Annotated in this window: 23 protein-coding genes and 2 pseudogenes; 18 read left to right on the top strand and 7 right to left on the bottom strand. The window is 42.2% G+C overall.

Annotated elements, in window-relative coordinates; all coding sequences use genetic code 11:
- The 10 genes and pseudogenes from ACKI5G_RS11350 to ACKI5G_RS11305 form a co-directional block, all read left to right on the top strand.
- Nucleotides 1-140 (top strand): annotated as a pseudogene (locus ACKI5G_RS11350) (transposase); the annotation flags it as partial.
- A 405-nt stretch (nt 141-545) separates the two neighbouring features.
- Nucleotides 546-2,408, top strand: a complete 1,863-nt coding sequence (locus ACKI5G_RS11345; RefSeq protein ID WP_407400443.1) for a PcfJ domain-containing protein — start codon at nt 546-548, stop codon at nt 2,406-2,408.
- 12 nt (nt 2,409-2,420) lie between these two features.
- Nucleotides 2,421-2,609, top strand: a complete 189-nt coding sequence (locus ACKI5G_RS11340) for a hypothetical protein (protein ID WP_407400441.1) — start codon at nt 2,421-2,423, stop codon at nt 2,607-2,609.
- A 5-nt stretch (nt 2,610-2,614) separates the two neighbouring features.
- Nucleotides 2,615-3,040 (top strand): hypothetical protein, encoded by a 426-nt coding sequence (locus tag ACKI5G_RS11335; protein ID WP_407400439.1) that lies wholly within the window; start codon nt 2,615-2,617, stop codon nt 3,038-3,040.
- 91 nt (nt 3,041-3,131) lie between these two features.
- The gene (locus ACKI5G_RS11330; RefSeq protein ID WP_407400437.1) at nt 3,132-3,308 is read left to right on the top strand and encodes a hypothetical protein; all 177 of its coding nucleotides are present in this window, start codon (nt 3,132-3,134) and stop codon (nt 3,306-3,308) included.
- A 49-nt stretch (nt 3,309-3,357) separates the two neighbouring features.
- Complete coding sequence (locus ACKI5G_RS11325) at nt 3,358-4,098, top strand: hypothetical protein (RefSeq protein ID WP_407400435.1); 741 nt, start codon at nt 3,358-3,360, stop codon at nt 4,096-4,098.
- Between the two features lie 465 nt (nt 4,099-4,563).
- Nucleotides 4,564-4,782: a hypothetical protein gene (locus tag ACKI5G_RS11320; RefSeq protein ID WP_407400434.1), complete on the top strand. Its 219-nt coding sequence runs from the start codon at nt 4,564-4,566 to the stop codon at nt 4,780-4,782.
- A gap of 61 nt (nt 4,783-4,843) precedes the next feature.
- Complete coding sequence (locus ACKI5G_RS11315; protein WP_407400432.1) at nt 4,844-5,842, top strand: HNH endonuclease; 999 nt, start codon at nt 4,844-4,846, stop codon at nt 5,840-5,842.
- A gap of 30 nt (nt 5,843-5,872) precedes the next feature.
- Nucleotides 5,873-6,202 (top strand): hypothetical protein, encoded by a 330-nt coding sequence (locus tag ACKI5G_RS11310; RefSeq protein ID WP_039212438.1) that lies wholly within the window; start codon nt 5,873-5,875, stop codon nt 6,200-6,202.
- A 73-nt stretch (nt 6,203-6,275) separates the two neighbouring features.
- The gene (locus tag ACKI5G_RS11305; RefSeq protein WP_407400430.1) at nt 6,276-6,875 is read left to right on the top strand and encodes a flavin reductase family protein; all 600 of its coding nucleotides are present in this window, start codon (nt 6,276-6,278) and stop codon (nt 6,873-6,875) included.
- 202 nt (nt 6,876-7,077) lie between these two features.
- Here ACKI5G_RS11305 and ACKI5G_RS11300 read toward each other — a convergent pair whose 3' ends face one another.
- Together ACKI5G_RS11300 and ACKI5G_RS11295 are read right to left on the bottom strand one after the other, a co-directional pair.
- Nucleotides 7,078-7,341, bottom strand: coding sequence for a Txe/YoeB family addiction module toxin (locus ACKI5G_RS11300; RefSeq protein WP_407400428.1), 264 nt, complete (start codon nt 7,339-7,341; stop codon nt 7,078-7,080).
- Complete coding sequence (locus tag ACKI5G_RS11295; protein ID WP_407400426.1) at nt 7,334-7,591, bottom strand: type II toxin-antitoxin system RelB/DinJ family antitoxin; 258 nt, start codon at nt 7,589-7,591, stop codon at nt 7,334-7,336. Before ACKI5G_RS11295 ends, ACKI5G_RS11300 begins: the two co-directional genes overlap by 8 nt.
- Nucleotides 7,592-8,074: 483 nt before the next feature.
- Here ACKI5G_RS11295 and ACKI5G_RS11290 point away from each other — a divergent pair.
- The 4 genes and pseudogenes from ACKI5G_RS11290 to ACKI5G_RS11275 form a co-directional block, all read left to right on the top strand.
- Nucleotides 8,075-8,191, top strand: a pseudogene (locus ACKI5G_RS11290) (ACT domain-containing protein); the annotation flags it as partial.
- A gap of 135 nt (nt 8,192-8,326) precedes the next feature.
- Entirely contained in the window at nt 8,327-8,854 is a 528-nt protein-coding gene (locus ACKI5G_RS11285; RefSeq protein ID WP_407400424.1) for a GNAT family N-acetyltransferase, read from the top strand.
- Between the two features lie 119 nt (nt 8,855-8,973).
- A complete protein-coding gene (locus ACKI5G_RS11280; RefSeq protein ID WP_407400422.1) occupies nt 8,974-9,489 on the top strand; it encodes a nitroreductase family protein in 516 nt (171 codons plus the stop codon).
- A 70-nt stretch (nt 9,490-9,559) separates the two neighbouring features.
- A complete protein-coding gene (locus ACKI5G_RS11275; protein ID WP_407400420.1) occupies nt 9,560-10,132 on the top strand; it encodes a cob(I)yrinic acid a,c-diamide adenosyltransferase in 573 nt (190 codons plus the stop codon).
- Between the two features lie 48 nt (nt 10,133-10,180).
- Here ACKI5G_RS11275 and cydC read toward each other — a convergent pair whose 3' ends face one another.
- The 5 genes from cydC to ACKI5G_RS11250 all read right to left on the bottom strand — a co-directional run bounded on the left by cydC (nt 10,181) and on the right by ACKI5G_RS11250 (nt 16,962).
- Entirely contained in the window at nt 10,181-11,845 is a 1,665-nt protein-coding gene (gene cydC / locus ACKI5G_RS11270; RefSeq protein WP_407400418.1) for a thiol reductant ABC exporter subunit CydC, read from the bottom strand.
- A complete protein-coding gene (locus tag ACKI5G_RS11265; protein WP_407400416.1) occupies nt 11,838-13,310 on the bottom strand; it encodes an ATP-binding cassette domain-containing protein in 1,473 nt (490 codons plus the stop codon). The genes cydC and ACKI5G_RS11265 overlap by 8 nt, the downstream gene beginning before the upstream one ends.
- Nucleotides 13,311-13,419: 109 nt before the next feature.
- On the bottom strand, nt 13,420-14,430 hold the full coding sequence (cydB, locus tag ACKI5G_RS11260) for a cytochrome d ubiquinol oxidase subunit II (protein WP_407400445.1): 1,011 nt from the start codon (nt 14,428-14,430) through the stop codon (nt 13,420-13,422).
- Nucleotides 14,430-15,812: a cytochrome ubiquinol oxidase subunit I gene (locus ACKI5G_RS11255; protein ID WP_407400414.1), complete on the bottom strand. Its 1,383-nt coding sequence runs from the start codon at nt 15,810-15,812 to the stop codon at nt 14,430-14,432. Before ACKI5G_RS11255 ends, cydB begins: the two co-directional genes overlap by 1 nt.
- Nucleotides 15,813-15,981: 169 nt before the next feature.
- On the bottom strand, nt 15,982-16,962 hold the full coding sequence (locus tag ACKI5G_RS11250; protein WP_407400412.1) for a diaminopimelate dehydrogenase: 981 nt from the start codon (nt 16,960-16,962) through the stop codon (nt 15,982-15,984).
- A gap of 178 nt (nt 16,963-17,140) precedes the next feature.
- On the opposite strand from ACKI5G_RS11250, the gene ACKI5G_RS11245 reads away from it, so the two are divergent.
- The 4 genes from ACKI5G_RS11245 (at nt 17,141) to ACKI5G_RS11230 (ending at nt 22,146) form a co-directional block, all read left to right on the top strand.
- Entirely contained in the window at nt 17,141-19,735 is a 2,595-nt protein-coding gene (locus ACKI5G_RS11245; protein WP_407400410.1) for an EAL domain-containing protein, read from the top strand.
- Between the two features lie 87 nt (nt 19,736-19,822).
- A complete protein-coding gene (locus ACKI5G_RS11240) occupies nt 19,823-20,014 on the top strand; it encodes a helix-turn-helix domain-containing protein (protein WP_407400408.1) in 192 nt (63 codons plus the stop codon).
- A gap of 76 nt (nt 20,015-20,090) precedes the next feature.
- The gene (locus ACKI5G_RS11235; RefSeq protein ID WP_407400406.1) at nt 20,091-21,074 is read left to right on the top strand and encodes a DNA-directed RNA polymerase subunit alpha; all 984 of its coding nucleotides are present in this window, start codon (nt 20,091-20,093) and stop codon (nt 21,072-21,074) included.
- A 145-nt stretch (nt 21,075-21,219) separates the two neighbouring features.
- The gene (locus ACKI5G_RS11230) at nt 21,220-22,146 is read left to right on the top strand and encodes an exonuclease domain-containing protein (RefSeq protein WP_407400404.1); all 927 of its coding nucleotides are present in this window, start codon (nt 21,220-21,222) and stop codon (nt 22,144-22,146) included.
- Nucleotides 22,147-22,154: the final 8 nt, after the last annotated feature.

Raw genomic sequence — 22,154 nt, 5'->3', positions numbered from 1 at the left:
TAATTGCAGTATTTCCAACAACCTTGCAGAAAGAAGCATCCGCCCATTCACCATTGGACGCAAAAACTGGGTATTCTCTGGTTCTCCCGCTGGTGCCGAGGCCAGTGCCGCAGCATACAGCATCATAGAAACATGCATAGCTAACAAAGTCGATACCAAGGAATATTTGGAATACATCTTTACGAACATGTCCCAGGAGGAATCCTTAAAGGAAGATGCTGTTTTGGAAAAGTATCTCCCATGGAATGTGAACCTACCAACTGAATAATATTCACATAACAAATTAGAGCAGCTGACCGGCTGCTTTTTCTTTTGGTTGTTGGGCATACTATATTTTGACGTTTACGATAAGATGTACTGACGCCAAATATGTTGATAAAGATATTGAATATACCCCTTGTTTAACAGTTGTTCGATATACAGGATATCCTTATGACTATTATCATGTACTAAATGTAGATTACATTTTTTGTCCGATTCACAATGTCATTGAGGAAATTGAGTCAATATCAGATAATCATGTTTTATCCCAGGATGGCTGCAACTTGGATGGTTTATTGGGACAGGCTGTTTTAAACCTTAGTTATACATCCGAAAAGCATGAGATGGCATTCGTTCCATATAGGTGGAGAGTATTTCAGAGATCTTCATCTAAGTCAACCTACATTGCCTGTGATGTAATGAAGGTACAATATTGCAGAAACGGAATTATACGCAGATGGTTAAGTTATTCGCTGTCCGTGGATATTGTAAAAAATAAAGTTATTATCTCTAAAATTGAGCAAAAAGATAATACCCGTATAGACTGGACAGAAACAGACATTGATGTTCCTGATGTGGTTGTTGAAACTGCTATCGAGGCTTTGAGGGAAAGTACCCTTTGCTCTACTGGTATCAAGCCAAGCGTATTATGCCAAATAAAAAACAAAACCACATTATTGGGGTATATTGAGCGGCCATTTGATGTAAATATTGTTTTTCTAAAAAAATTTTTGCGGGAATTTGTTACCCGTGATGGAGAAGATATTTTTGATGAAATCTTTACCCGTGAGGAGAAAAACAACTACAAGATTATTTGTGATTTACTGGAAATAAAACCACCAAAAAGCCTGCGCAAAGCGTATGCCTTTAATCCGTATGCCATTGTCTGGTACATGATATTCCAGCAGTGGGGAATAAAAGATATAAACTACCTTCATAAATTCTTTTATTTGGATATCGGTATAGCCAATATGTATTTACATAGATTTTATTATGACAGGAAAGAAAAGCGTGTTACAAGAGATGTAGCGTTAATGCATTGGCTCGCGTTGGAATTTTATTGTAAATGGCTCCTGGAACAAAAAGGTGAAAAGAGAATGTTGAAATGGCTGTATGTCACTTCAAAGGAGGAAAGTATGACCCAATTGAAATGGGATATACTTTTTTCATTCAGTGATCACCATAAGAAGCTGTCCGAAGAAGTCATACAACGGCTATTAAAAGATGGACTGACTGATTATGTCCATGATGCAATCAGTACAGAAGTTACTGCTTTGGCCGAAAACTGGGAAGAAACCAAAATAAAATACAATAAGATAGAGCAGACTTATGCTTGCAAGATAAATGGATATGAATTCAAATTATTACTTAATACAAAAATGTTATCCAAACTCGGTGCAGCCTTTAATAATTGTGTGGCCACTTACAGAGATAGAATACTTAGACATGAGTCTGTCATAATTTATGTTATGAATAAGGAGGAATATTTAGCTTGTATCGAACTACAAAAAGGATGCCACATAGTACAGGCATCAGGAAAATATAACAGCCGACTTAATAGAGAAGTAAATAATGTTTGCTATTATTGGGCTAAATATCATCATTTGGAAATAGATGTGGATGATATACTTCCAATGTCACCAGAGGAATTAAGCGATTTTGATGATGTTACCGTTGAGCCAATTCCTTACATAAAAGCAGTTGATGAAATGAATTTGGAGGAATTGATAAATCTTGAAACAGGAAAAATCTATAAGGGATATTATCTGAGATTGGAACAGCTTTTGAGTAATTCTAAAAAATACCCATTATCTGCCCCGTATTGGATGGAATTTACCGATGAAATAAGCAGACTGACATACCTGTTACCAGAAGGAGAACGAATTTTTAGCGCAGCTAGTAATGGAAATAACGAGGCCATGATTGCGCTGGGGCGCATGTACTTTAGAGGCAGAGTTATACAGCAAGACTATGAAAAATCATTGGAATGGCTAAATAAGGCAGGAAAAGCAGGCGCCCTAAAGGCTTTTAAGATGGCTGGAACAGTTATGGAGTGCATGAATCGTGAGTTATCAGACCGGGATCGTGCAATATTACTTGGACTATCAGAACTCAGGCACCGCGTGGCTGTAGGAGGATTAGGTTGAGAGGTGATTGCCATGGAAGGATTATCAAGGAAGCAAGGAATAGAATTGATAAGAAAACTTCGACAGAGTACCGAAGGGGAAGAAATATTTGAAATTGCTCAGCAACTAGGCATGGACTTAGACCGCCAGATGGCCAATGAATGTGCGGAAAGAAACAGGAGAACAGCTGCATTAGATACCTCCCAAAGAGAATTGAGGTGAACACTATGGCAAATTTAGAGTTTTCATTCTTCTGCAATATAATGGAGCGTGGGATGAACGGTATATTACCTATAGACGGAACCCACTTCATTTTCGATGATGATCCTAAGAAAGTGATCTGTGATATATATTATTTTGAAAATATAATAGAACTATATTGTGGTGGTGACTGTTGTTCTCCTAAGAAAGAAGCTATTTTTTATTCTGTAACTGAAATGGTAAACTACCCTCTTTTTGACGGAAAATCAATGAAAGACCGGTGGGACCATATTATTGTTCATCATATTGGTGGATATCCTACGCGGGATTGGCTAGCCAGTTGGACTAATTGGCCAAAAGAAAAAATAGCCCAAGTTTATCAATATGATGCGTATCTTCAACAGATTTGGATATGCTACGAAGGCTATCACAGATATTGGAATTGGATTTGACAGAGTGGGATTTAAAAAGACGGCAGAGAAACAATACAATATAGTTTTTATTAGTTACTTAGGATGACTCCAAAGAATTGAGGTGAATAGCATGGCTGGTAAGGATGAAAAAGATTTAGAGCTAATGCACGAAATCCCATTTTCTACTGAGGAGCTTTTGGAAATACTATCTCATGAACCCAAAGAAGATCGGGTGCGGCTCTTTCTGGAAGTCTGCGACAGAGGAATGAAGAAAATCCAAGAAGCAAAAGAAATAGAAGATGGTTGATTTAAGTATTCGATGAAGCAAAAAATACAGCTCCAAAGGAGGCGTTATTATGGGAAAACTCTCTGAAACAGATATGAAAATGTTGGAGAAGGCTGCGACCGAATTTTTGAGGGGAGATAATTGGAAAAAACTTTTCCTTTCGCCCAAAATGCGTCGCCCAAAGGGACAAGATTACCCATCGTTAAAAGGCAAGGGTTATTTAGAAATTCTTGAAGGAGCTTATGGAGATGAATACTATTTTTGGATTATGCCCGTTAAGATTTTCAACGCTAAACCTGATGGAGATCTGCGGAACATTGAATTTTTTCCAAAAGGACAAATATCTATTGATGAAGACTATATAATGTGTTTTCTACGGGTATTTGTAGAAAAGTATCTTAATAAGGATTTTAAAGTCTGGGGAACCCATTTTGACTTTGAGGGGTTTGAATGGTGGGGAGAGAATATCTATTCATATTCAGATATAAAGAAAATGCTTAAGGAAATTACTGAAACAGGAAAGCTGCTGGAAAAAGATTATGATAATCCTGTTTTAGATAAGGTCAAAAAAGATTATAACTATCATTATTTGATTTACAGCCACATACCTGGATTGACTGAAGAAGGCGAGAATAATTTGATCAAAAAGAATATAGGTGTAGTAACAGACTTTTATCGTAGATTTGTAAAGCGTATTGAATTGATGATGAAGCGGTATCCTGACTGTACTCATATAGCATTTGAGTATGGTCTTGAAGGAACTTTTAGGATGAGAGAGGAAGAATGGTTAAAGAAATCTAAGCGCCCTTAATTGGGTGCTTTTCTTTTGGGCGGGGCGTATACCAGGGGGCGGCGATCTTACACTATTTCCCGTGGAGGCAGAGACTCACGTGGGAAAGACTGTTCTATGACTGCCGTTTATCTTGTTTTAAGTTAACCTCGCTGATGTAAACGATTCTTTTTTCTGTCCTTGACGCCCTGTAAGAACTTTGTTAAACTGACCTCAACAGGAACACTTCCTTATTCTAAAGCCGACTTATGCTCGTTTGTAAGGAATTGTTCCTGTTTTTGTTTTGCTAAGCCTGGCATAAAAATCAGGGCCCTTTTGAGAATATAAGTTCTCTGACAGGGTCCTTTTTTTGCCCAGTAAAATATTGCAAAAAATATAGGTTAATATAGAATAAAGAAAAAGAATAATTATTAACTAATAGTGACAGTTGTCATATTGCAAATGGTGTTTAGATTATTGTGTTGGTTAGTATAGGAGGGATTAGCTATGTTACTTAAGGATATGGATCCCAAAGCATTAGATTTTATGAACAATTATTTACTTGAAATTATTACTGGTGAAAAATATGCTGAATTTGACTCAAAAACTATTGAAGAAAAGCTAACGACAATGGGGGATAAGGTTTGTTTGACTGGCGTTTTCCTTTTCATTATAAAGTTTTGTCTGCTTAATGGAACTTTTTATGGACTATTTCAGCAGGAATGAGTAAAGATATGGCGAAATAATTTAAAAAAGTAAAGTTAAATTTTGTATACATGCGGAGTATATGATGGCAGGATGGGACTTAAAATACGGACCAATAAAAGAATTCTACATAAACGATGACAGAATATGGTCATTATTTAATTATGTTTTTTCCGATTCATGCAGAAAGAGAAATACGTATAAATATGGACTTATTAAGTCGTTGCTTGATAGCTTATTTAGTGGCAAAAAGACTGGAATGGGGATTTTTTATACGTATGAAGAGTTATTTGCTCGATTTACTGAAAACTATTGGAATCTAGTTATTAAATATGATTTACGACAGATGAGGCCAGATGGTAACTCTAGGTTATCCAAAATAGAAACCATATTAAAAAGGGCAGCTACAAGTAATGATATTTTATCTACATTGGAGTTTAGTGCTATTGATAAAATAGAACGTAATAAAATAGTACAGTTAGTAACTGCAGATTGTAAGAAGTATGTTGTAGGTGCACTATATGCTGATTTTGATGGGTATATTTATGCATTTGATTTAAATGCGGAAGGTTTAACACTTAGTTATTGTTTTTATGATTTTATGTTGAAATATAAGGCCGAACTGGAACGGTTAAACTATTATTCATGGGCTAAGTTTTTAGAAAAGGTCAATCAGGATAATTTGGTTGTCAGGGTGATAGATAAGCTGGAATTGGCCACTCCACGGCGCAGTGATTTGTCAATTTATAGAGAAATCCTTAGAAAAGAATTTGAGGATAATACCTGTTTTTATTGTGGAAGAAAACTTAAAGACAATGCTCATGTTGACCACTTTATTCCGTGGTCATTTGTTAAGGATGATAAGTTATGGAATTTTGTTTTGTCATGCCCGACATGTAATGAGAGAAAAAATAATCGGGTGCCTTCCAAAGAGTATTTGTTTCAAATCAATGACAGGAATAAAATACTACAAAAATCACATGATGTTGTGATATTATCTGATTTTGAAAGTTATACAGATGGTTTGTTGGATAGTATGTGGGAATATGCTAAACGTAGTGGTATAAAAGAATTTAGATGACAGCACTGGTTCATCAGAAAGGATATCATCATGGCTAAAAAAATAATTGCACTATTTGTGGCATTGCTGATTATTGCTGTTTCGGTTCCAACCATGGCGGCTACGGTCATAAACAAGGACGGATATTATAAGGGCATTAGGCTCAATGGAAAGGTAAAGGTAGTGGACCATTTCCCTGATATCAAAGTAAAAGTAGTAGATGCTTTTCCCGATATACGGGTGAAAACTGTTGACGCATTTCCAGATAAAATCGGGGAGTGGCAGTTTGTAGAATATGGCGAGGATTTTACCATTCAGTTTGTGGAGAGTTTTCCGGACATAAAAATAAAATTTGTAGATGCGTTCCCGGGAGTTGACTGAGGGAATATTTCTTTGTGGAAACAGTATTGCGGTATCTTTTGCTGACAACGGTAGTGGAATAGGAGGATACAAGATGACTAAGAAAGAGTTGAAACTTCATGCGTTGGTTGCGCCAACGGAGACTGTCGTGGTATCGGCTTACGATGAAAATGGCAAGGCAGAGGCATGTACCTTGGCTTTTTACATGGTCAGCAGTCATAAGCCACCCTGTGTCACGATTGCGATAAATGCCACCCAGAGAAGGAAAACACTAAAATGCCTGTTGGAGCAAAAAGCCTTTGTCCTGGGCTTTCCCAGCGTAAATCAGGCAAAAGAAACGGATTATCTTGGGGTAGAATCTGGCTATGAAGCAGATAAGCTGAAGAACATCGGCTTTACGACGAGTGAGGCAAAACAGGTCCATGCACCGATAATCAATGAATTACACCTATCGTTGGAATGTGAGGTTGTCCATACGGTTACTGTGGGAAGCCATACTCAGGTCACAGGGGAAGTAAAGCGTATCATCGCGGATGAAACCATCCTCAATGAAAATGGTATGGTTGTGTTGGAAAAATTACAGCCGTTGATTTATGACGAGGAGCAGCTGCGCTACCTTTGCATCGGTGAAAAAGTGGCTGATGCCTTCAAGAAAGGCATCGAAATGAAAAAGACATTCCAAGGCGATTCCTGAAGGTTTACGAGTTTCAGATGAAACAACGAGGCTTTTGGTGGCTTTGTGTCTGGCAGCAGTAATGCTCTTGCCACTTGTTACTGCCTCCGTGGGACATTTGGAAGATACATTGGCGAGGGGAGCCATTCGCATTGGCACAACGGGGGATTAATTAAAATAATATAAAATAGCTCTCTGCATAAAACAGAGAGCTGTAACGATACTACTTATCCCGGTAATGGGAGCCACATTGAACTATTTTTATTGTCTCATTTTCAATTTTATAAACTATACGGTTAGCATCATCAATGCGTCGGCTCCAGTAACCAGACAAGTTTTCTCCCAGAGGTTCCGGTTTTCCGATACCAGAGTAACCGTTTCTATCAATATCTTTTATGAGATTCAGGATTCTTTTTAAGGTCTTTTTGTCCTGATTTTGCCAATAGCAGAAATCATCCCATGCATCATCAGTCCATGATTTAATCATCGTAATCTACCTCATGGACAGTACCTCCTGTTGCTTCCATCTGGGCTATAGAAGCCTTTAAGCGTGAAATATTTTCATCGGAATAAAAAGGATCAGCGGATACCTCAAAAGGGATACGGCGTTCTCTACATACTTTCTTTGCGAAAATAGTAAATGCTGTGGTCATGGACATTCCCATGTCTTTACAAATGGATTCCATTTTTGTTTTTAATTCTTTTTCCAAGCGGAAATTCACAGCAACCTGTTCCATCTCTATTACCTCCTTTTAAATTAATTATAAAGAAAAATATATACAGTGTAAAGAAAATTCGTTACAAAATAGGAGTAATAATATATCAAAAGTGTATGGACATACCTGAATGGAACAAGTGTCAGAAAGGAGTGGCATAGCCCAAGCAGATATAAGCAATGGTGCCCACGGTTACAGATGCTTATAAATTGAGATGTAGTCTATATTTATGTAAAAATTAACACTTCCTAATATATTATGCAAATGCTATAATGTGGTTAGATAGAAGGTGCCGCCTAGCGGTCGCCATCGTAGTTACTTGTTTTTTTACACGGAATAACCGCTTGGTCTGGCCGGACTAGGAGCGGTTATTTTTTGTTTCCATGATTATGAGCAGAATCACTAGTAAAACTACTATCACATTTTCTTGAGAGCTTTTCGGACATTAAAATAAAAATTGTAGATGCGTTTCCGGGCGTTGACTGAGGGAATCTTGCTGACAATGGTATCAGCATATTCTCCATGTCCACATATAATACAGATTATTTCTTAGTAAAAGAACACAAATGGGGAGAGGCGATGTCTGTCTTGATGAAAGCCGGATATAAATTAAAGCAATAAATCTTACAAAATAAGCTCCGGCGAAGGCTGGGGCTTTTCGTATGTAAGAAAATAAGCCCCTTGTGGAAAAATATAGACTTTTATACAAACGTATGTTACTATTTACCTGGCAATTTTTGTAAGGAGAATTTTTACATGCAAGAAACTATTATTCGTTCTGCTACGGTTAATGATGCGGAGCGTCTGTTGGAGATATACTCTTATTATGTGACGGACACAGCTATTTCATGGGAATATGATGTGCCTTCGGTGGAGGAGTTTAGAGGGCGTATCGAGGACGTACTAAAAAAATACCCATATTTGGTGGTAGAGGAGAATGGGGTTATTTACGGCTATGCTTATGCTCATCCCTTTGTCGGGCGGGCTGCCTACGACCATTCCTGCGAGCTGACAATTTATCTTGATAAGGATGCCAAGGGCCGGGGCTATGGCCGGAAGCTGTATGAGGCTTTGGAAGGTCAGCTGAAGAAAATGGGGATTTTAAATATGTATTCCTGCATTGGCGACCCTGTTGAGGAAGATGAGTATTTGACCAGAAACAGTGAATTGTTCCACCAGCATCTGGGCTTTACCAAGGTGGGGACATTTTATAAATGCGGCTATAAATTTGGACGCTGGTATAATATGATCTGGATGGAAAAAATCATCGGCGAGCACCGTTGAATAAAGACTAGGCGCAGAAGAACCACGCTATTTCCTATTGCATTTGTAGGTTTTATGCTATATAATTTATCCAATGCTAACGAGTATCATTTTATGAAAAATAGTTAGGGGGTTATTATATGGAATTCAAAGATGTAGTTCAAAATCGTTTTTCTTGTAAAAAATATGGCGATCGTCAGGTAGAAGCTGAGAAATTGCAGGCCATTTTGGAGGCAGGACGACTGGCTCCAACTGCAAAGAACCTTCAGGAGCAGCGCATTTATGTGATTCAGAGTGAGGAAGGTCTGGCAAAGGTGGACAAGGTAACACCTTGCAGATATGGTGCGCCTACAGTTTTGCTTGTGGCCTTCGACAAGAATAATGTATTCACCTATCCTGGTGACAAGCGTGATTCTGGTGTTGAGGATGCGGCTATTGTTGCTACCCACATGATTTTGGCGGCGGCCAATGAAGGCGTGGACAGCTGCTGGCTGAATTATTTTAACCCTGATGAGGCGGCCAAGGCCTTTAATTTGCCTGAAAATGAAGAAGTGCTGATGCTTCTGGATCTCGGCTATGCTGCCGAGGAGGGGAAGCCATTGCCAAATCATTTTTCCAGAAAGCCAATTGAGGAAACTGTAACATACATTAAGTAGTATAATTTAAGGCGTAGCTGAAAGGTTACGCCTTTTATATATTTCATACACTTAGGGGTGAAGGATTGCTATGCTTCAGATATATACAGGCAAGGGAAAGGGGAAAACCACGGCGGCTATTGGGCTGGCCATCAGGAGCCTGGGGGCCGGTCACCAGGTGTATTTTTTGCAGTTTATGAAAAGCCTTGCCTACAGTGAGCAGGAGGTCCTGAAAGGATTTTCGCCCAAGCTGCGGCTAAGAACCACGGGAAAGCCTTTCTTTGTGGCGGCTGAGGGAATGCTGTCTGATGAGGAAAAAGCACAGTGGGGTGATAAGGTGGTGATTTTTCCGCCGGGGAACCCGCCAGCAGATTATGTGGCGATGATTGCCGAGGAATTTGCAGTGGCCAAGGGGGAAATTCTGGACATGGAACCTGAACTGGTGGTCCTTGATGAGGTGAATGTGGCCCTTTTCTTCAACCTACTATCTAGGCGGGAAATTGAATCCTTATTGGATGAATTGCCTAAAGCCACAGAGGTTGTATGCACGGGCAGAAATGCTCCCCAATGGTTGCTGGACCGGGCTGATTTGATAACGGATATGCAGGAGCTTCGTCATTATTACACCAAGGGCGTTGAGGCCCGTAAGGGAATAGAAAATTAAAATAAAAGACCGAGGAACCACTAAAATGCTGGCACCTCGGTTTTTTTGTTATAGTGTAGCGGGTGGGGTAAGATGAATTGCCTGGGGCAGATTCCTGGCGACCTCCTCATCATGGGTTATAATCAGTAGAGCTTTTTGCGTTTCATGGGCATGGGCTATAAGTGCATCGACTAGTGAAGCCGCAGTGTGTTTGTCCAAGCCGTCAGTTGGCTCATCTAAAATTAGATATGGGGCGTCACTGGCCACGGCCAGGGCGGTCAACAGGCGATTGCGTTGCCCGCCGCACAGGCGATGACCGTTTTCTCCCAAAGGTTCCTCCAGCTGTTGAGGAAATTGGCGGACTGTATCACTTAGTTGGGCGATATTTAACGCATACCATATTTTTTCCTCGGTAATATGGGGGTGGAGACGGGTAAAGTTGCCACGGATGGATTCAGCAAAGATATGGCAAGGCTGAATGGAGGCTGAGAAATATTTACGCAGCTCAGGGGTAGACCATTCATTATAAGCTTTGTGGCCAAGCTGTAATTCGCCAGTGGTTACGGGCCAAAATTTAAGTAGCAGCTGGGCCAGGGTAGTCTTGCCGCTACCACTGTCCCCACGGATAGCAAGCATTCCGCCAGAGGGAACGGTAAAGGAGAGGGGGGAAAATACTGGCGTGGGATTTGGTTCGCTATCATTATAGGTGAAGGTTATTCCTTCACCTATGAGAGTTGCTTTCGTGGTTTCATGCTCCTCTGTAATGGCGGTGTCTGGTAGCGGCTGGTCATCATGGCTGGATAAAACCCCGGCAATAAATATGCGTTGGGCTGCTTTCTGGGCCTTATGCAGGTGGGGAACCGCTGATGTCAGATCATAAAATTCGACGAACAGCCCCATTCCTAACAGGACCCAAACGGCTAACCAGCGAGGCTCCAATAGATGTATGCTTAGGGCATTGATGAGCAGGCAAATATAGATAATGAATCCTACGTGGCGAAGTAAGGATAAAAGGGTATCAATTGTTTCCTGACGTAGCTGAACCTGTGTATAGGCATCGCTGTATGTAGCAGCAGCCTGATCCAGACCGTCTATAAAGTTTTTCATGGAGCCTGAGGTTACCAGCTCATCCTTTCCCATGGCATAATCCTCCAGCTTGTCCCGATAAGAGGCTTCCAGGAGAGCATCATTGGTGTATCTGCTCATAAGAGCTGGAATAATAAGATGAAGGCCAAACAGAAAGCATAACAAACAGGCTGCTGGTATGGAAATGGTCTGGAGCCATAGGGTAAGGCACAGGGTTAATAGGCCTGTACTGGCAATAGGTAAAAACCAGCGAATATACATATCCCGCAGGGTTTCAGCATCATGGCTGAGTTGTTGAAGGTATTGACCCTGCTGGGGTAGCTCGGTACGTAATGGTAATTGCTTGCACATAGCCCCATAAATTAGCAATTGTAGCTGCTCATAGGCTTTAAAGGCCAATTGGTGGGAAAAAAGGCGCATGAGATAGCGGGTAGCTGCACGGCTTAGTCCAAAGAAGCGCACGCAGGTTATGCCGATGGTCAGGGCATATAGGGGCGGCTGTAGTGCGGCATAGCTAATAATCCAGGCGGCGGACCCCATCAGGCCAATGCCGGTAAGACCAGAAAGGAATCCAGCGGCTATCATTAACAGCATATTACTGATACCGGCTATGGATATGAGTTTGTTTAGTATAGGGATATTATTCATGATGTACCTCTATAGCAATATCGGCCCATTGCCGAACAATCTGGTGATGGGAAATTACAATGAGTGTTTTTCCCTTGGCAAAGTGGCTTAACAGCTGTAGGATATTTTGCTCTTCCTTTGGATCTAATCCTGCAGTAGGTTCATCTAACAGGACTAGGGGGCGATTTTGATAAAGGGCCCGGGCTAAGCCTATGCGTTGCCGTTCTCCGTGGGATAGACTCAGGGCACCGGCCCCTAACTGGGTATCAGGCGACAAATGAAGCCCTACGTCATTTATGATTTGAGTAATTTTTAGGAGTATTTCATCAGTATAGGAGGTCCTTTCAAAGAGGCAGATATTATCCGCCAGTGAACCTTGAAATACATGGGGGGATTGTGGAACATAGGTAATCAGCTTATGTCGGCTGTCCAAGGAAATTTGACTGAGCTCTTTATCCTCCAGCTGGACATGGCCGGTCTGTGGTTGGAGTAATCCAGCCAAAAGCTTTAGGAGAGTGGTTTTGCCCATACCACTGGTTCCATATATACAGGTGATACTTCCGGCAGGAAAATCCAGAGATATACTTTCCAAAGTGGGTAATGGTGCATCGGGGTAAGTGAAGGAAGCATTGGTGATGTGAAGTCCAGGGGGTACGCGCAGGGTGTCCTGATGTTCAGTTATGGATTGATTGGGCCACTGGAATATTTCCTGTAGATTTTTCCAGGCGGTCTTTACATCGATATAGGCATGAAAGGCCATACCGCTTTGCCGTAATGGCTGATAAAATTCCGGTAATAAAAGTAAAAGGCAAAAGGCCAGCTGAAAGGTTATTTCACCATATAATAGCCTGAAACCGATGGATACGGCCAGAATAGCGATGGTAAGGGTGGTAATAAGCTCTATAGTAAAGCTGGAAATAAAGGCCAGACGGAGGACCTTGAGAGATGCCTGGGAAAATAGGTGGCTGAGGGTTGCTAAATGGTTTCTTTGGTGGTGTTCCTGGCGGAAAATTTTAAGGCTGATAATACCTGCCAGGGTGTCTTTAAAGGCCAGGGTCAGTTCATCTAATTGCTTCCATTGGTCTAATGTAGCACGCCTTGTCATATGACCGATTAGCCATAACAGAATGGGAGCTATAGGCAGGGTAACCACCATTATTAGAGCTGACCATGGGTCAAGATAAAGAATGGTAATAAGGATTATGGGGAGTAGAAAAATGATGGATAGAAACGGCGGAGCAATAATAATAAATAGCTTATCCAGGGCTTTAACGCTGTCCAGGGTGAGGAGCTGCAGGCGATGGCTGGGCAGGGCATGAGAACCTATACATTGGTGGAGGCGTTGGCGCACTGCCATTTGGACATACTGGGAGCTATTATGTAGGGATTTTTTTAAGCAAAAGGTTAGCAGGGATTTTCCCAACAAGAAAAATAACAGCAGTCCCAAAGTGACTGCTGTATAGCTATAATCATTATTAATGAACACATCAAAAACCACCTGGCTAAGCTGCCAAGCTATGCCAAGAGTAAAGAGCGAAATTATAAGCTGAAGCAGGCACGTAGTAATTAGTGCCTGCTTTTTGATAGGAAATGACTTAATATTCATGGTGTGTATCAATTTTTACCCGATGTCTAAAGGTCCAATAGGTCCACCCTTGATAAATGAGCACCACCGGTACAAGGCACAGGGCAGCAACGGTCATTATTGACAGGGTGTATTCCGAGGAGGCGGCATTGGTGATGGTTAGGCTCCAGTCAGGATTTAGATTGGAAACCATAAGCCGTGGGAACATGGTCAAGAAGAAACCGGCCGTTAATAGGATAATACTGCCACCGGTTGCAATAAAGGCCCGTTTTTCATGGAGGTGCTTTAAATCAATGGCACTGGCCAATAGAAGGGCTATAGCCAGCACAAATACCACAATTTCAGCTGAGTGGAAGGACAGTAGTCCCTTTGTAATAGGAATAATCAGGAGAATTAGGGCCAGGATAAAGGTACCAAGGAAGCTGCGCAGACCAGCACGTCGAATGGCTACATAAAGCTGTTCATTGTCCAGCTTTAAGGCCAAGAAATTTGCACCATGGAAGGTGAACAGACATAGCGTCATGAGACCGCCGAGTATAGAATATGGGGTGAGCAGGTCAAAGAAGGTTCCTTGATAAAGCATGCTTTGGTCAATGGGGAGACCTACCATAAGGTCAGTCATGGCTACACCCCAAAGGAAAGCTGGTACAGCTGAGCCAAAACATATAGCCTTATCCCACACCTGATGCCAGACCAGGGAATCATGACGGTGGCGAAGCTCAAAGGCTGCCCCGCGTAGTATCAGGGCTATCAGCATTAAAAAGAGGGCCATGTAGAAGCTGCTGAACATGGTGGCGTACACATGGGGGAAGGCAGCAAACAGGGCACCACCGGCCGTAATCATCCACACCTCATTGCCATCCCATACAGGTGCTATGGAGGCCAAAATCTGACTGCGTTCTTCCTCCCGTTTCGTCAGGAGGGGCATTAAAATACCAACCCCGTAGTCAAACCCCTCCAGAAAGAAGAAGCCGGTAAAGAGTACCGCAATGAGGATAAACCAAAGTACGTTATAATCCATCATAAAGCCCTCCCTTCATCGTTAGCCATATCAATGGTAGTCCGACGGACAATACGGCATATAACGTAGAAAGCAATTACTGCCAAAATCAGATAGACAATGGTAAAACCGGACATGGTGATGAATACCTCACCAGGGGTTAGATTAGGGGATACTGCATCGGCGGTCTTTTGTAATCCGACCACAATCCATGGCTGGCGACCAGCCTCGGCGATAAACCAACCGGCAGAATTAGCTACGAATGGTAATGGCAGTAGGAAAGGGGTAAGGGCCAGCAGATATTTGTATTTAAATAACCAATCCTGCTTTATCCATGCCAAGCCGCCGATGAGGAAGGCCAAACCAGCGATGGCACCACCGCTGGCAATCATCAGGCGGAAGCACCAGAAGAGTCCGGTTACATCAGGAATATAGTTGCCGGCACCATATTGCTGTTCCGCGGCGGCCTGTAATTGATTTATACCCTGTACAGCACCTTCAGGCTTGTTGTACAGCATAAAGGAAAACATACCAGGAATCGTTATTTCAGTATCGTTTTGCCGTTTTTCCTGATTAATATCCGCTACTACGGCAAATGGGGCGGGATCTTCCGTCTCCCATAGGGCTTCCATACTGGACAGCTTCATGGGTTGAGCCTCGGCCAGATATTGGGTATGGACATGACCTGTGCCCATGGCCCCCATTATGCCGATTATCAGATAAATGGAGACGGCCTTTAGGGCCTGCAGGAATACCTCTCTGGAAGCATCATCTACAGCGTATTTCCAGCAGCAGATAATTAACAGGACAAAGCCGGCTGTAGCGACACCTGAGAATATGGTGTGACTCATTTCACCAATTACATATGGATTAGTAATAAGGGCCATAAAATCGGTCATTACAGCCCGGCCATTTTCTATGGCATAGCCAACTGGGTGCTGCATAAAGGAATTGGCGACTAAAATCCAGAAGGCCGATAAATTACTGCCAATGGCCACCAGCCAGATACAGGCACAGTGGAGCTTCTCCGGGAGCTTGTCCCAGCCAAATACCCAGATGCCGATGAAGGTAGACTCCAAAAAGAAAGCCGTGAGGGCTTCCAAAGCCAATGGTGCGCCAAAAATGTCCCCCATGAAACGGGAGTATTCGGACCAGTTCATACCGAAGTGAAATTCCTGAACAATACCTGTGACCACACCCATGGCAAAGTTTACCAGAAAGATTGCCCCGAAAAATTTAAGCAGCCTTCGACAAGGCTCCTTCCAATGAGCACGCCTGGTGGTGACATAATAGGTTTCCAACAGGGCTAGAAACAGGGTTAACCCCAGGGTTACAGGAACAAATAGGAAATGATAGATGGTAGTGATGGCAAATTGCCAACGGGAGAGTAATACTATATCCATAAAACCACTCCTTTCACATATTGTGACCATATAAACGAGATCATTATTATTCCTATGTAAATAGTATCACATATTGGCGCTGTTTCAAATGTATACATAATGAAAATGTAAGGCATAAAAAAGGAGCTGTGATTTTTCACAGCCCCCGAGGAACGTTTGATTAAAAATATTAAAGCATGTGAGCTCTCAGCTCTTCGCCGGAAAGTGGGCTCAAATATGCAGGTGCAATGTCAAATACGGTCTTGCAGCCGATATGTCCCTCCTGATGGAGACGGTTAATAGCGCGGGCGTAAGCTACGATTACAGATGCAGTAAATTCTGGGTTGGAGTCCAGCTTCAGGCTATATTCAATAACGTGCTTGTTTTCATTGTTCCAGCCAGTGGTACCGGTGCGGAATACAAAGCCACCATGTGGAATACCGCTGTGGTTCTTCTGCAGCTCTTCCTCGGAAATAAAATGTACAGTGGTATCATAATCAGAGAAGTAGTTTGGCATTTCCTTGATTTCCTTTTCAATGGCTGCCTTATCTGCACCCTCCTCGGCTACCACGAAGCACTCACGGGTGTGCTTTTGACGGGTGGTAAGGTCAGGATTTTCACCGGCGCGTACAGCAGCAAGTGCGCTGTCCACAGGAATGGTGTACTGCTTGCCGTTCTTTACGCCCTTTACGCGGCGGATAGCATCGGAATGTCCCTGGCTTACACCCTTGCCCCAGAAGGTGTAGTCGTTGCCATTAGGGAGAATAGAGTTGGCATACAGGCGGTTCAAGGAAAACATACCTGGATCCCAGCCAGCGGAAATTAGAGCAATATGGGCACTTGATTTTGCGGCTTTATTTACATTTTCAAAATGCTCAGGGATGCGGGCATGGGTATCAAAGCTGTCAATTACATTGAAATGCTTTGCCAATGCAGGAGTCATCTCAGGCAAATCAGTGGCGCTGCCACCGCAGATAATCATTACGTCAATCTTATCAGCAAACTTTTCCACATCATTGGCAGATGCGACGGTTACACCGGAAGTCTGAATCTTAACAGTGGATGGGTCCCGGCGGGTAAATACAGCCACCAGCTCCATATCCTCGCTGTTCTTCACTGCACACTCAATACCACGGCCCAAATTGCCGTAACCATAAATACCAACCTTCATAGTAAATCACCTCATTAAAATTCTATGCTTAGTTAGTATACCATTTTCAATATTTATAACGCAAGAGTTATATTATGTATACAATATTTATCACCTAAAAAAGAATGGTGAATTCATCCTATATTTAATAGCCATGTTGTTATCTTATATGGTAGAATGACCTAAAGGGGTGTCAGATATGAACGAAAATGACAATGTTCAGCAGAATACTGCCGAAAAAGTGAAGGGTGCAGTGAATATTGACCAGTTAACGGGCTTACCGCTGATGCGCTCTTACTGGGATCTGGTAGCAGAAAAGATAGAGAATAATCCTGTTTGCAGTACCATGATGTCTGTGAATATATTGAATTTTCAGTATTTTAACAAATGGTACGGACGTGATAATGGAGATGCTCTGTTGGCAGAGCTGGGCAAATATTTCCAGCAGCTATGTCATGACCATGAAATGATCGCCGGATACATGGGGAATGACTATTTTTCTGTGTTTTTTGAAGAAGATGCTGATTTGGTTGACGCTATCATCGAGAGCGTTAAACTGATTGTGGGCAGATATATGACGGACCCGTTGTTCCGTCCAGTTTGGGGTGCCTACAAATTTACGGAGGACGATACCACTGATGCCATTGATATGTATGATTATACTATCATGGCCATTGGCAAGTGCTATGTCTATTCCTATGCTGATATTAATTGGTTCAGTGAGTCTATGGCCAAGGATTTGGCTACCACTGTCGATTTGATGCCTCGTATTCAGAGGGCTATGTCCAATAACGAATTTACCATATATCTTCAGCCAAAGTGCCAGATTGTGGATGGGCGAATTGTGGGGGCAGAGGCTTTGGTGCGGTGGATAACTGCCGATGGGGAAATGATTGCGCCGGGCAAGTTTATTACTTTCCTGGAAAAGAACGGCTATATTACACAGCTTGACCAGCATGTGTGGGAAATAACCTGTCAGACTATTCGTCATTGGATGGATGCAGGCCTTCCGGTGGTTCCGGTTTCTATTAATGTGTCCCGTATTGATATCCAGAATATGGATGTGGTGCGGATTCTCACAGAGATGGTTCACAAGTACCAGATTCCTGTAAGCACTCTGGAGATAGAGATTACTGAAAGTGCTTATGTGGAAAATGAAGGTATCGTCAAAGAAACGGAAGAGGCATTAAAGCGCAATGGCTTTAAAATTATTATTGATGATTTTGGCAGTGGCTATTCTTCCTTGAATATGCTAAAAGATGTGGATGCAGATGTGCTAAAGCTTGATATGCGCTTCCTGGATTTTTCTAATGGTAATCGGGGACGTGGCATTAACATTATTTATTCCATTATTGATATGGCACGTCAGATTGATTTGCCAATTATTGTGGAGGGGATTGAAACCCTGGAACAGATTGAGCTGTTGTCAATGATGGGCTGCGAATACGTTCAGGGCTATTACTTCTATCAGCCAATGTCCATTGAGAGCTTTGAGACACTGATTTCTGATAAAAATAATGTTACTACATCTAATATACATAAGCGGAAAATGACCCGTTCCTACTTGCAGGATATTACCGCCTATTTCTGGAAGGTAGCCGAGGTGAATCCATGGACCGGGGAATATCATTTTATTAAGAAATCCGAGGAGAAGGACGGTATCATGAGTCCTCGTCCACTAACTATTGAGGAATATTCAAAGCGTTATGTAGAAAATGGTATGGTGCATCATAGTGATAGCGATGCATTTCTCCATGAGACTTCCATAGTAGCGACCCAGCTGCAAATTGCCAAGAAACAGCATCGGCGCAGGGTTCATTTGCGGTGTATGAAGGATGGGCGTTATGTTTGGATTACCTTCGAGTGTATAGTGCCGAATGTGTTCTCCAAGAGCAATCCATGGGTTCTGTACACCTGGAAGATTGCCGATACTGATGTGGCTGCCCGTCAGGATACCATGAATTTAATTGATAAGACCTGTAAGACCATTGTAAAAATGGATGGTTACACTGGTATGTGCGAAATCATCCAGATTGATGGCGAGGAGGAGAATCTTGGCTATCATATTTCCAAGCATTTTGATACTTGGAATAACAATATTATAGATAATCATCTCATTCATTCGGAGGAGCTGCAGGCGTATAAAAAGTTTACGGATATGAAGAGCATGACGGAGCGGCTTGCTGCGTCAGACAGTCCGTTACGCTTCCAGTATCGGCGTCTGGTAGGCGATGTTTATCGCTGGGTTTGTATGACTGTATCCAGGAGTCTTGATTATACCGATGAGCATCCAATATTGATGATTATGGTGCAATATATTAATTATCTGTATGAGCCATATACGCCGGCTGAATTTTCGGAGACCGATTCGGTGAAATCCATACTCAACAGCTTGGTTTTTGTAGCACATCTTGATATAACCAAAGAAACCTTTGTTTCAGCCCAGGATTTGGCAACAGTGGAAGCAGCAACCGGTATTACCAGCGATACTAATTATATGGTAGGCGTAAGGCGCATGGTGAATGATGTTGTATTGCCTGAATTTAGGGAAGTCTATTTGGCGTTTATGGACCGTAATTGGCTTTTGGAGAAATTCGGCGAGGGACATACCGTTCTTTTCCTTGAATATCAACGCTTGGTTGATGGCGAGCCTAAGTGGCTCCTGGTATCCTTGGTTATGTATCGGAATAAAAAGACGGGTCACTTAATGGGTACGGAATACGTCTATAATATAGACTCCCAGAAGCGCATAGAGCTTGAATTAAAAGCCTCTGTAGCATCCCCTAAAAATTAATTTAAAATTCACTTTACAAAACCCTGACCTTATAATACAATGTCATTCGTTTGGAAAACCGACAGTCAAAAATTGCGGTTACAGTTTATGACAAAGGGGATTTATAATACAGTGGTTTTGGAAGATTTGCAGGCGATTCGCCAGGCAAAAGGATATAGTATTCACATGGTTGCTGAAATGCTTAATATTTCAGTGGACAGTTACCTGGAGTTGGAATATTCCGTAAGGGAAGCCAGTGCCCAGGAAATGAGTATGCTGGATATAATTTTTAGTGAGTAGCTTGATTTTGGATTACTCTTGTGATAAGATATATGGTATGCAATAATGGATTAAAATACCTGAGGGGAGTTTTGATATGCTGGATGTCAATACAACAAAAATTCGTTGTTCCGGAGATGTAACCGATAAAACTCATGGTCAGTTTGTATGCGGACCTCTTGATCGTGGTTATGGTACTACTATTGGTAATAGTCTCAAGAGAATTCTCCTGTCATCCATCCAGGGTGCAGCAGTTACTGCTGTGAAGATTGCTGGTGCGACCACCATGGACAGCAAGCTTTCTGACACCCATGAAGATGCAATTGATATAGTTTTGAACGTAAAGAGCCTGTGCATTGAGCCTGTTGAGAACGAGCTGGTGGCTCATATTGATGTTAAGGCTGATGGTGAGGATTTGGAGGTTACTGCTGCTGATATTACGGCAGACAGTGAACTTCAGATTATTAACCCTGAGCTTCATATTGCCACTGTTAAGGCTGGCAAGAAGTTCTCCATGGATTTGAAGATTCAGAGTGGCTGCGGTTATGTATCTGCCGACAAGAATACTTTCGCAGATAAGGGCATGTTCCCTATTGACGTGCTGTTTTCTCCTATTGATCGCGTAGATTATGTAGTTAAGAATACCCGTGTTGGTAACATTACCAACTATGACAGCCTGACTTTGGATATTTTCACCAACGGTTCTGTTATGCCTGCTGATGCTTTGAAGCTGGCAGCTAACATTATGATTGATGGCTTGAACCCATTCCTGGATTTGTGCGAGGATACTGTTGTTGATGAGCCAAATCCTGAGAGCTATAGCCTGTCTTCAGATGACGGGGATAATGCTCATGAGGCAATGGAGGAGCTGTTGAACGCTCCTATTAGCGAGCTGGAGCTGAGTCAGCGTTCCACTCACTGCATGCAGCGCAACAATATCTTTACTATTGGTGATCTTGCTTCAAAGACTACTGAGGAGATTATGGGCTTTAGAAATCTTGGAGCCAAGTCCTTCAAGGAAATTTGCGACAGATTGGCTGAGCGTGGCTTGTCCTTAAAGTCCGGTAGCTCTGTTGACTGATAGTTATTGTTTTCATGTAAACTTTGATACGCCGTTCATTTTGAGCGGCGTGTTTTAATTTTGCAGGATTTTTGTTTCGAATGTGGTAATATATAAAGAAGATGAGTTTTAAAATTACCAAATTTTATTGAGAGAGGGTTCGGATATGCATATCGCTTGCCTGGATACTGAGTCCACCAGTACAGGAATCAGCAATGAGATTTTGGAGTTGTCAATTTTAAATGAGCAGGGGGCTCTGATACACAATCAGCTTTATAAACCCAAGAAGGTTCATAAATGGCATTATGCCGAAAGAGTACATGGCATTACTCCTGAGATGGTGGCAGACAAGCCTTTTTTTGTAAAGCACATACCCAAGGTCCAGAAAATTTTTGATAAGAGCGAAATGATTTTGGGGTTTGCAGTAGATAATGATATAAGGGTTCTGGAAAAATATGGTTTCCAGGATTTACCGGAAAAGGCCATGGATGTCCGTGACCTATATTGGGCTGTCTTCCATGAGGAAAAGGATTTTGATTATTATCATGTGCCACGACTGGTGATTTGTGCCGAGGAATGTGGCTATGTATGGCGGGATGGCTCTGCCCATTCTGCAGCGGCTGATGCTGAGGCCACACTTTTCTGTTTTAACTATCTCATAAGGAAGTTTGTGGAAAAGTACAATCTCTTTGAGCTGCAGGATAAGCCTCATCTGAGTACAGAGGAAATTAATATCGTTTGGGATTACCTGCGGAAGCTGCTTCGCGAGGAGCGCCATAACAAGGCAGTGGAAAAGGCAAAGGGGATGCTTTATTTGGTGAATACTCCTCAGGGGTACGCCGTTTATGCCCGCAAGCGTCCTCTTACAGAGGAGGATCAGGAGCGCTTCAGGGAAAAGAAGCGGCAGGTTATTTCCATTATTGAGCTGGCGGATTCCCAAAAGGGCTACGAGGATTTATTGGCCCGTTTTGCCCCAAAGATGATCGGCGGGGAAAATTATTACAAGGCCTTCTATCAGCTGGACGACCAGGACATTGAGCTCTTTAAAAACTATACCAATGAATTCATCGACGATGCATATCTGGAGGAATGATGTGATAA

Source organism: Anaerovibrio sp., assembly GCF_045637405.1.
GTDB lineage: Bacteria > Bacillota > Negativicutes > Selenomonadales > Selenomonadaceae > Anaerovibrio.
Note: the sequence above shows the minus strand (reverse complement) of the source record. Positions and strands in the feature narration are given on the sequence as shown.

Excerpts from the sequence above, each read along its gene's own strand:
- ACKI5G_RS11335 (WP_407400439.1), top strand. The coding sequence starts at position 2,615 with ATGGCAAATTTAGAGTTTTCATTCTTCTGCAATATAATGGAGCGTGGG.
- ACKI5G_RS11310 (WP_039212438.1), top strand. The coding sequence starts at position 5,873 with ATGGCTAAAAAAATAATTGCACTATTTGTGGCATTGCTGATTATTGCT.
- ACKI5G_RS11305 (WP_407400430.1), top strand. The coding sequence starts at position 6,276 with ATGACTAAGAAAGAGTTGAAACTTCATGCGTTGGTTGCGCCAACGGAG.
- ACKI5G_RS11330 (WP_407400437.1), top strand. The coding sequence starts at position 3,132 with ATGGCTGGTAAGGATGAAAAAGATTTAGAGCTAATGCACGAAATCCCA.
- ACKI5G_RS11275 (WP_407400420.1), top strand. The coding sequence starts at position 9,560 with ATGCTTCAGATATATACAGGCAAGGGAAAGGGGAAAACCACGGCGGCT.
- ACKI5G_RS11315 (WP_407400432.1), top strand. The coding sequence starts at position 4,844 with ATGATGGCAGGATGGGACTTAAAATACGGACCAATAAAAGAATTCTAC.
- ACKI5G_RS11245 (WP_407400410.1), top strand. The coding sequence starts at position 17,141 with ATGAACGAAAATGACAATGTTCAGCAGAATACTGCCGAAAAAGTGAAG.
- ACKI5G_RS11235 (WP_407400406.1), top strand. The coding sequence starts at position 20,091 with ATGCTGGATGTCAATACAACAAAAATTCGTTGTTCCGGAGATGTAACC.
- ACKI5G_RS11285 (WP_407400424.1), top strand. The coding sequence starts at position 8,327 with ATGCAAGAAACTATTATTCGTTCTGCTACGGTTAATGATGCGGAGCGT.
- ACKI5G_RS11280 (WP_407400422.1), top strand. The coding sequence starts at position 8,974 with ATGGAATTCAAAGATGTAGTTCAAAATCGTTTTTCTTGTAAAAAATAT.
- ACKI5G_RS11240 (WP_407400408.1), top strand. The coding sequence starts at position 19,823 with ATGACAAAGGGGATTTATAATACAGTGGTTTTGGAAGATTTGCAGGCG.
- ACKI5G_RS11320 (WP_407400434.1), top strand. The coding sequence starts at position 4,564 with ATGTTACTTAAGGATATGGATCCCAAAGCATTAGATTTTATGAACAAT.
- ACKI5G_RS11230 (WP_407400404.1), top strand. The coding sequence starts at position 21,220 with ATGCATATCGCTTGCCTGGATACTGAGTCCACCAGTACAGGAATCAGC.
- cydC (WP_407400418.1), bottom strand. The coding sequence starts at position 11,845 with ATGAATAATATCCCTATACTAAACAAACTCATATCCATAGCCGGTATC.
- ACKI5G_RS11295 (WP_407400426.1), bottom strand. The coding sequence starts at position 7,591 with ATGGAACAGGTTGCTGTGAATTTCCGCTTGGAAAAAGAATTAAAAACA.
- ACKI5G_RS11340 (WP_407400441.1), top strand. The coding sequence starts at position 2,421 with ATGGAAGGATTATCAAGGAAGCAAGGAATAGAATTGATAAGAAAACTT.
- cydB (WP_407400445.1), bottom strand. The coding sequence starts at position 14,430 with ATGGATTATAACGTACTTTGGTTTATCCTCATTGCGGTACTCTTTACC.
- ACKI5G_RS11300 (WP_407400428.1), bottom strand. The coding sequence starts at position 7,341 with ATGATTAAATCATGGACTGATGATGCATGGGATGATTTCTGCTATTGG.
- ACKI5G_RS11250 (WP_407400412.1), bottom strand. The coding sequence starts at position 16,962 with ATGAAGGTTGGTATTTATGGTTACGGCAATTTGGGCCGTGGTATTGAG.
- ACKI5G_RS11325 (WP_407400435.1), top strand. The coding sequence starts at position 3,358 with ATGGGAAAACTCTCTGAAACAGATATGAAAATGTTGGAGAAGGCTGCG.
- ACKI5G_RS11255 (WP_407400414.1), bottom strand. The coding sequence starts at position 15,812 with ATGGATATAGTATTACTCTCCCGTTGGCAATTTGCCATCACTACCATC.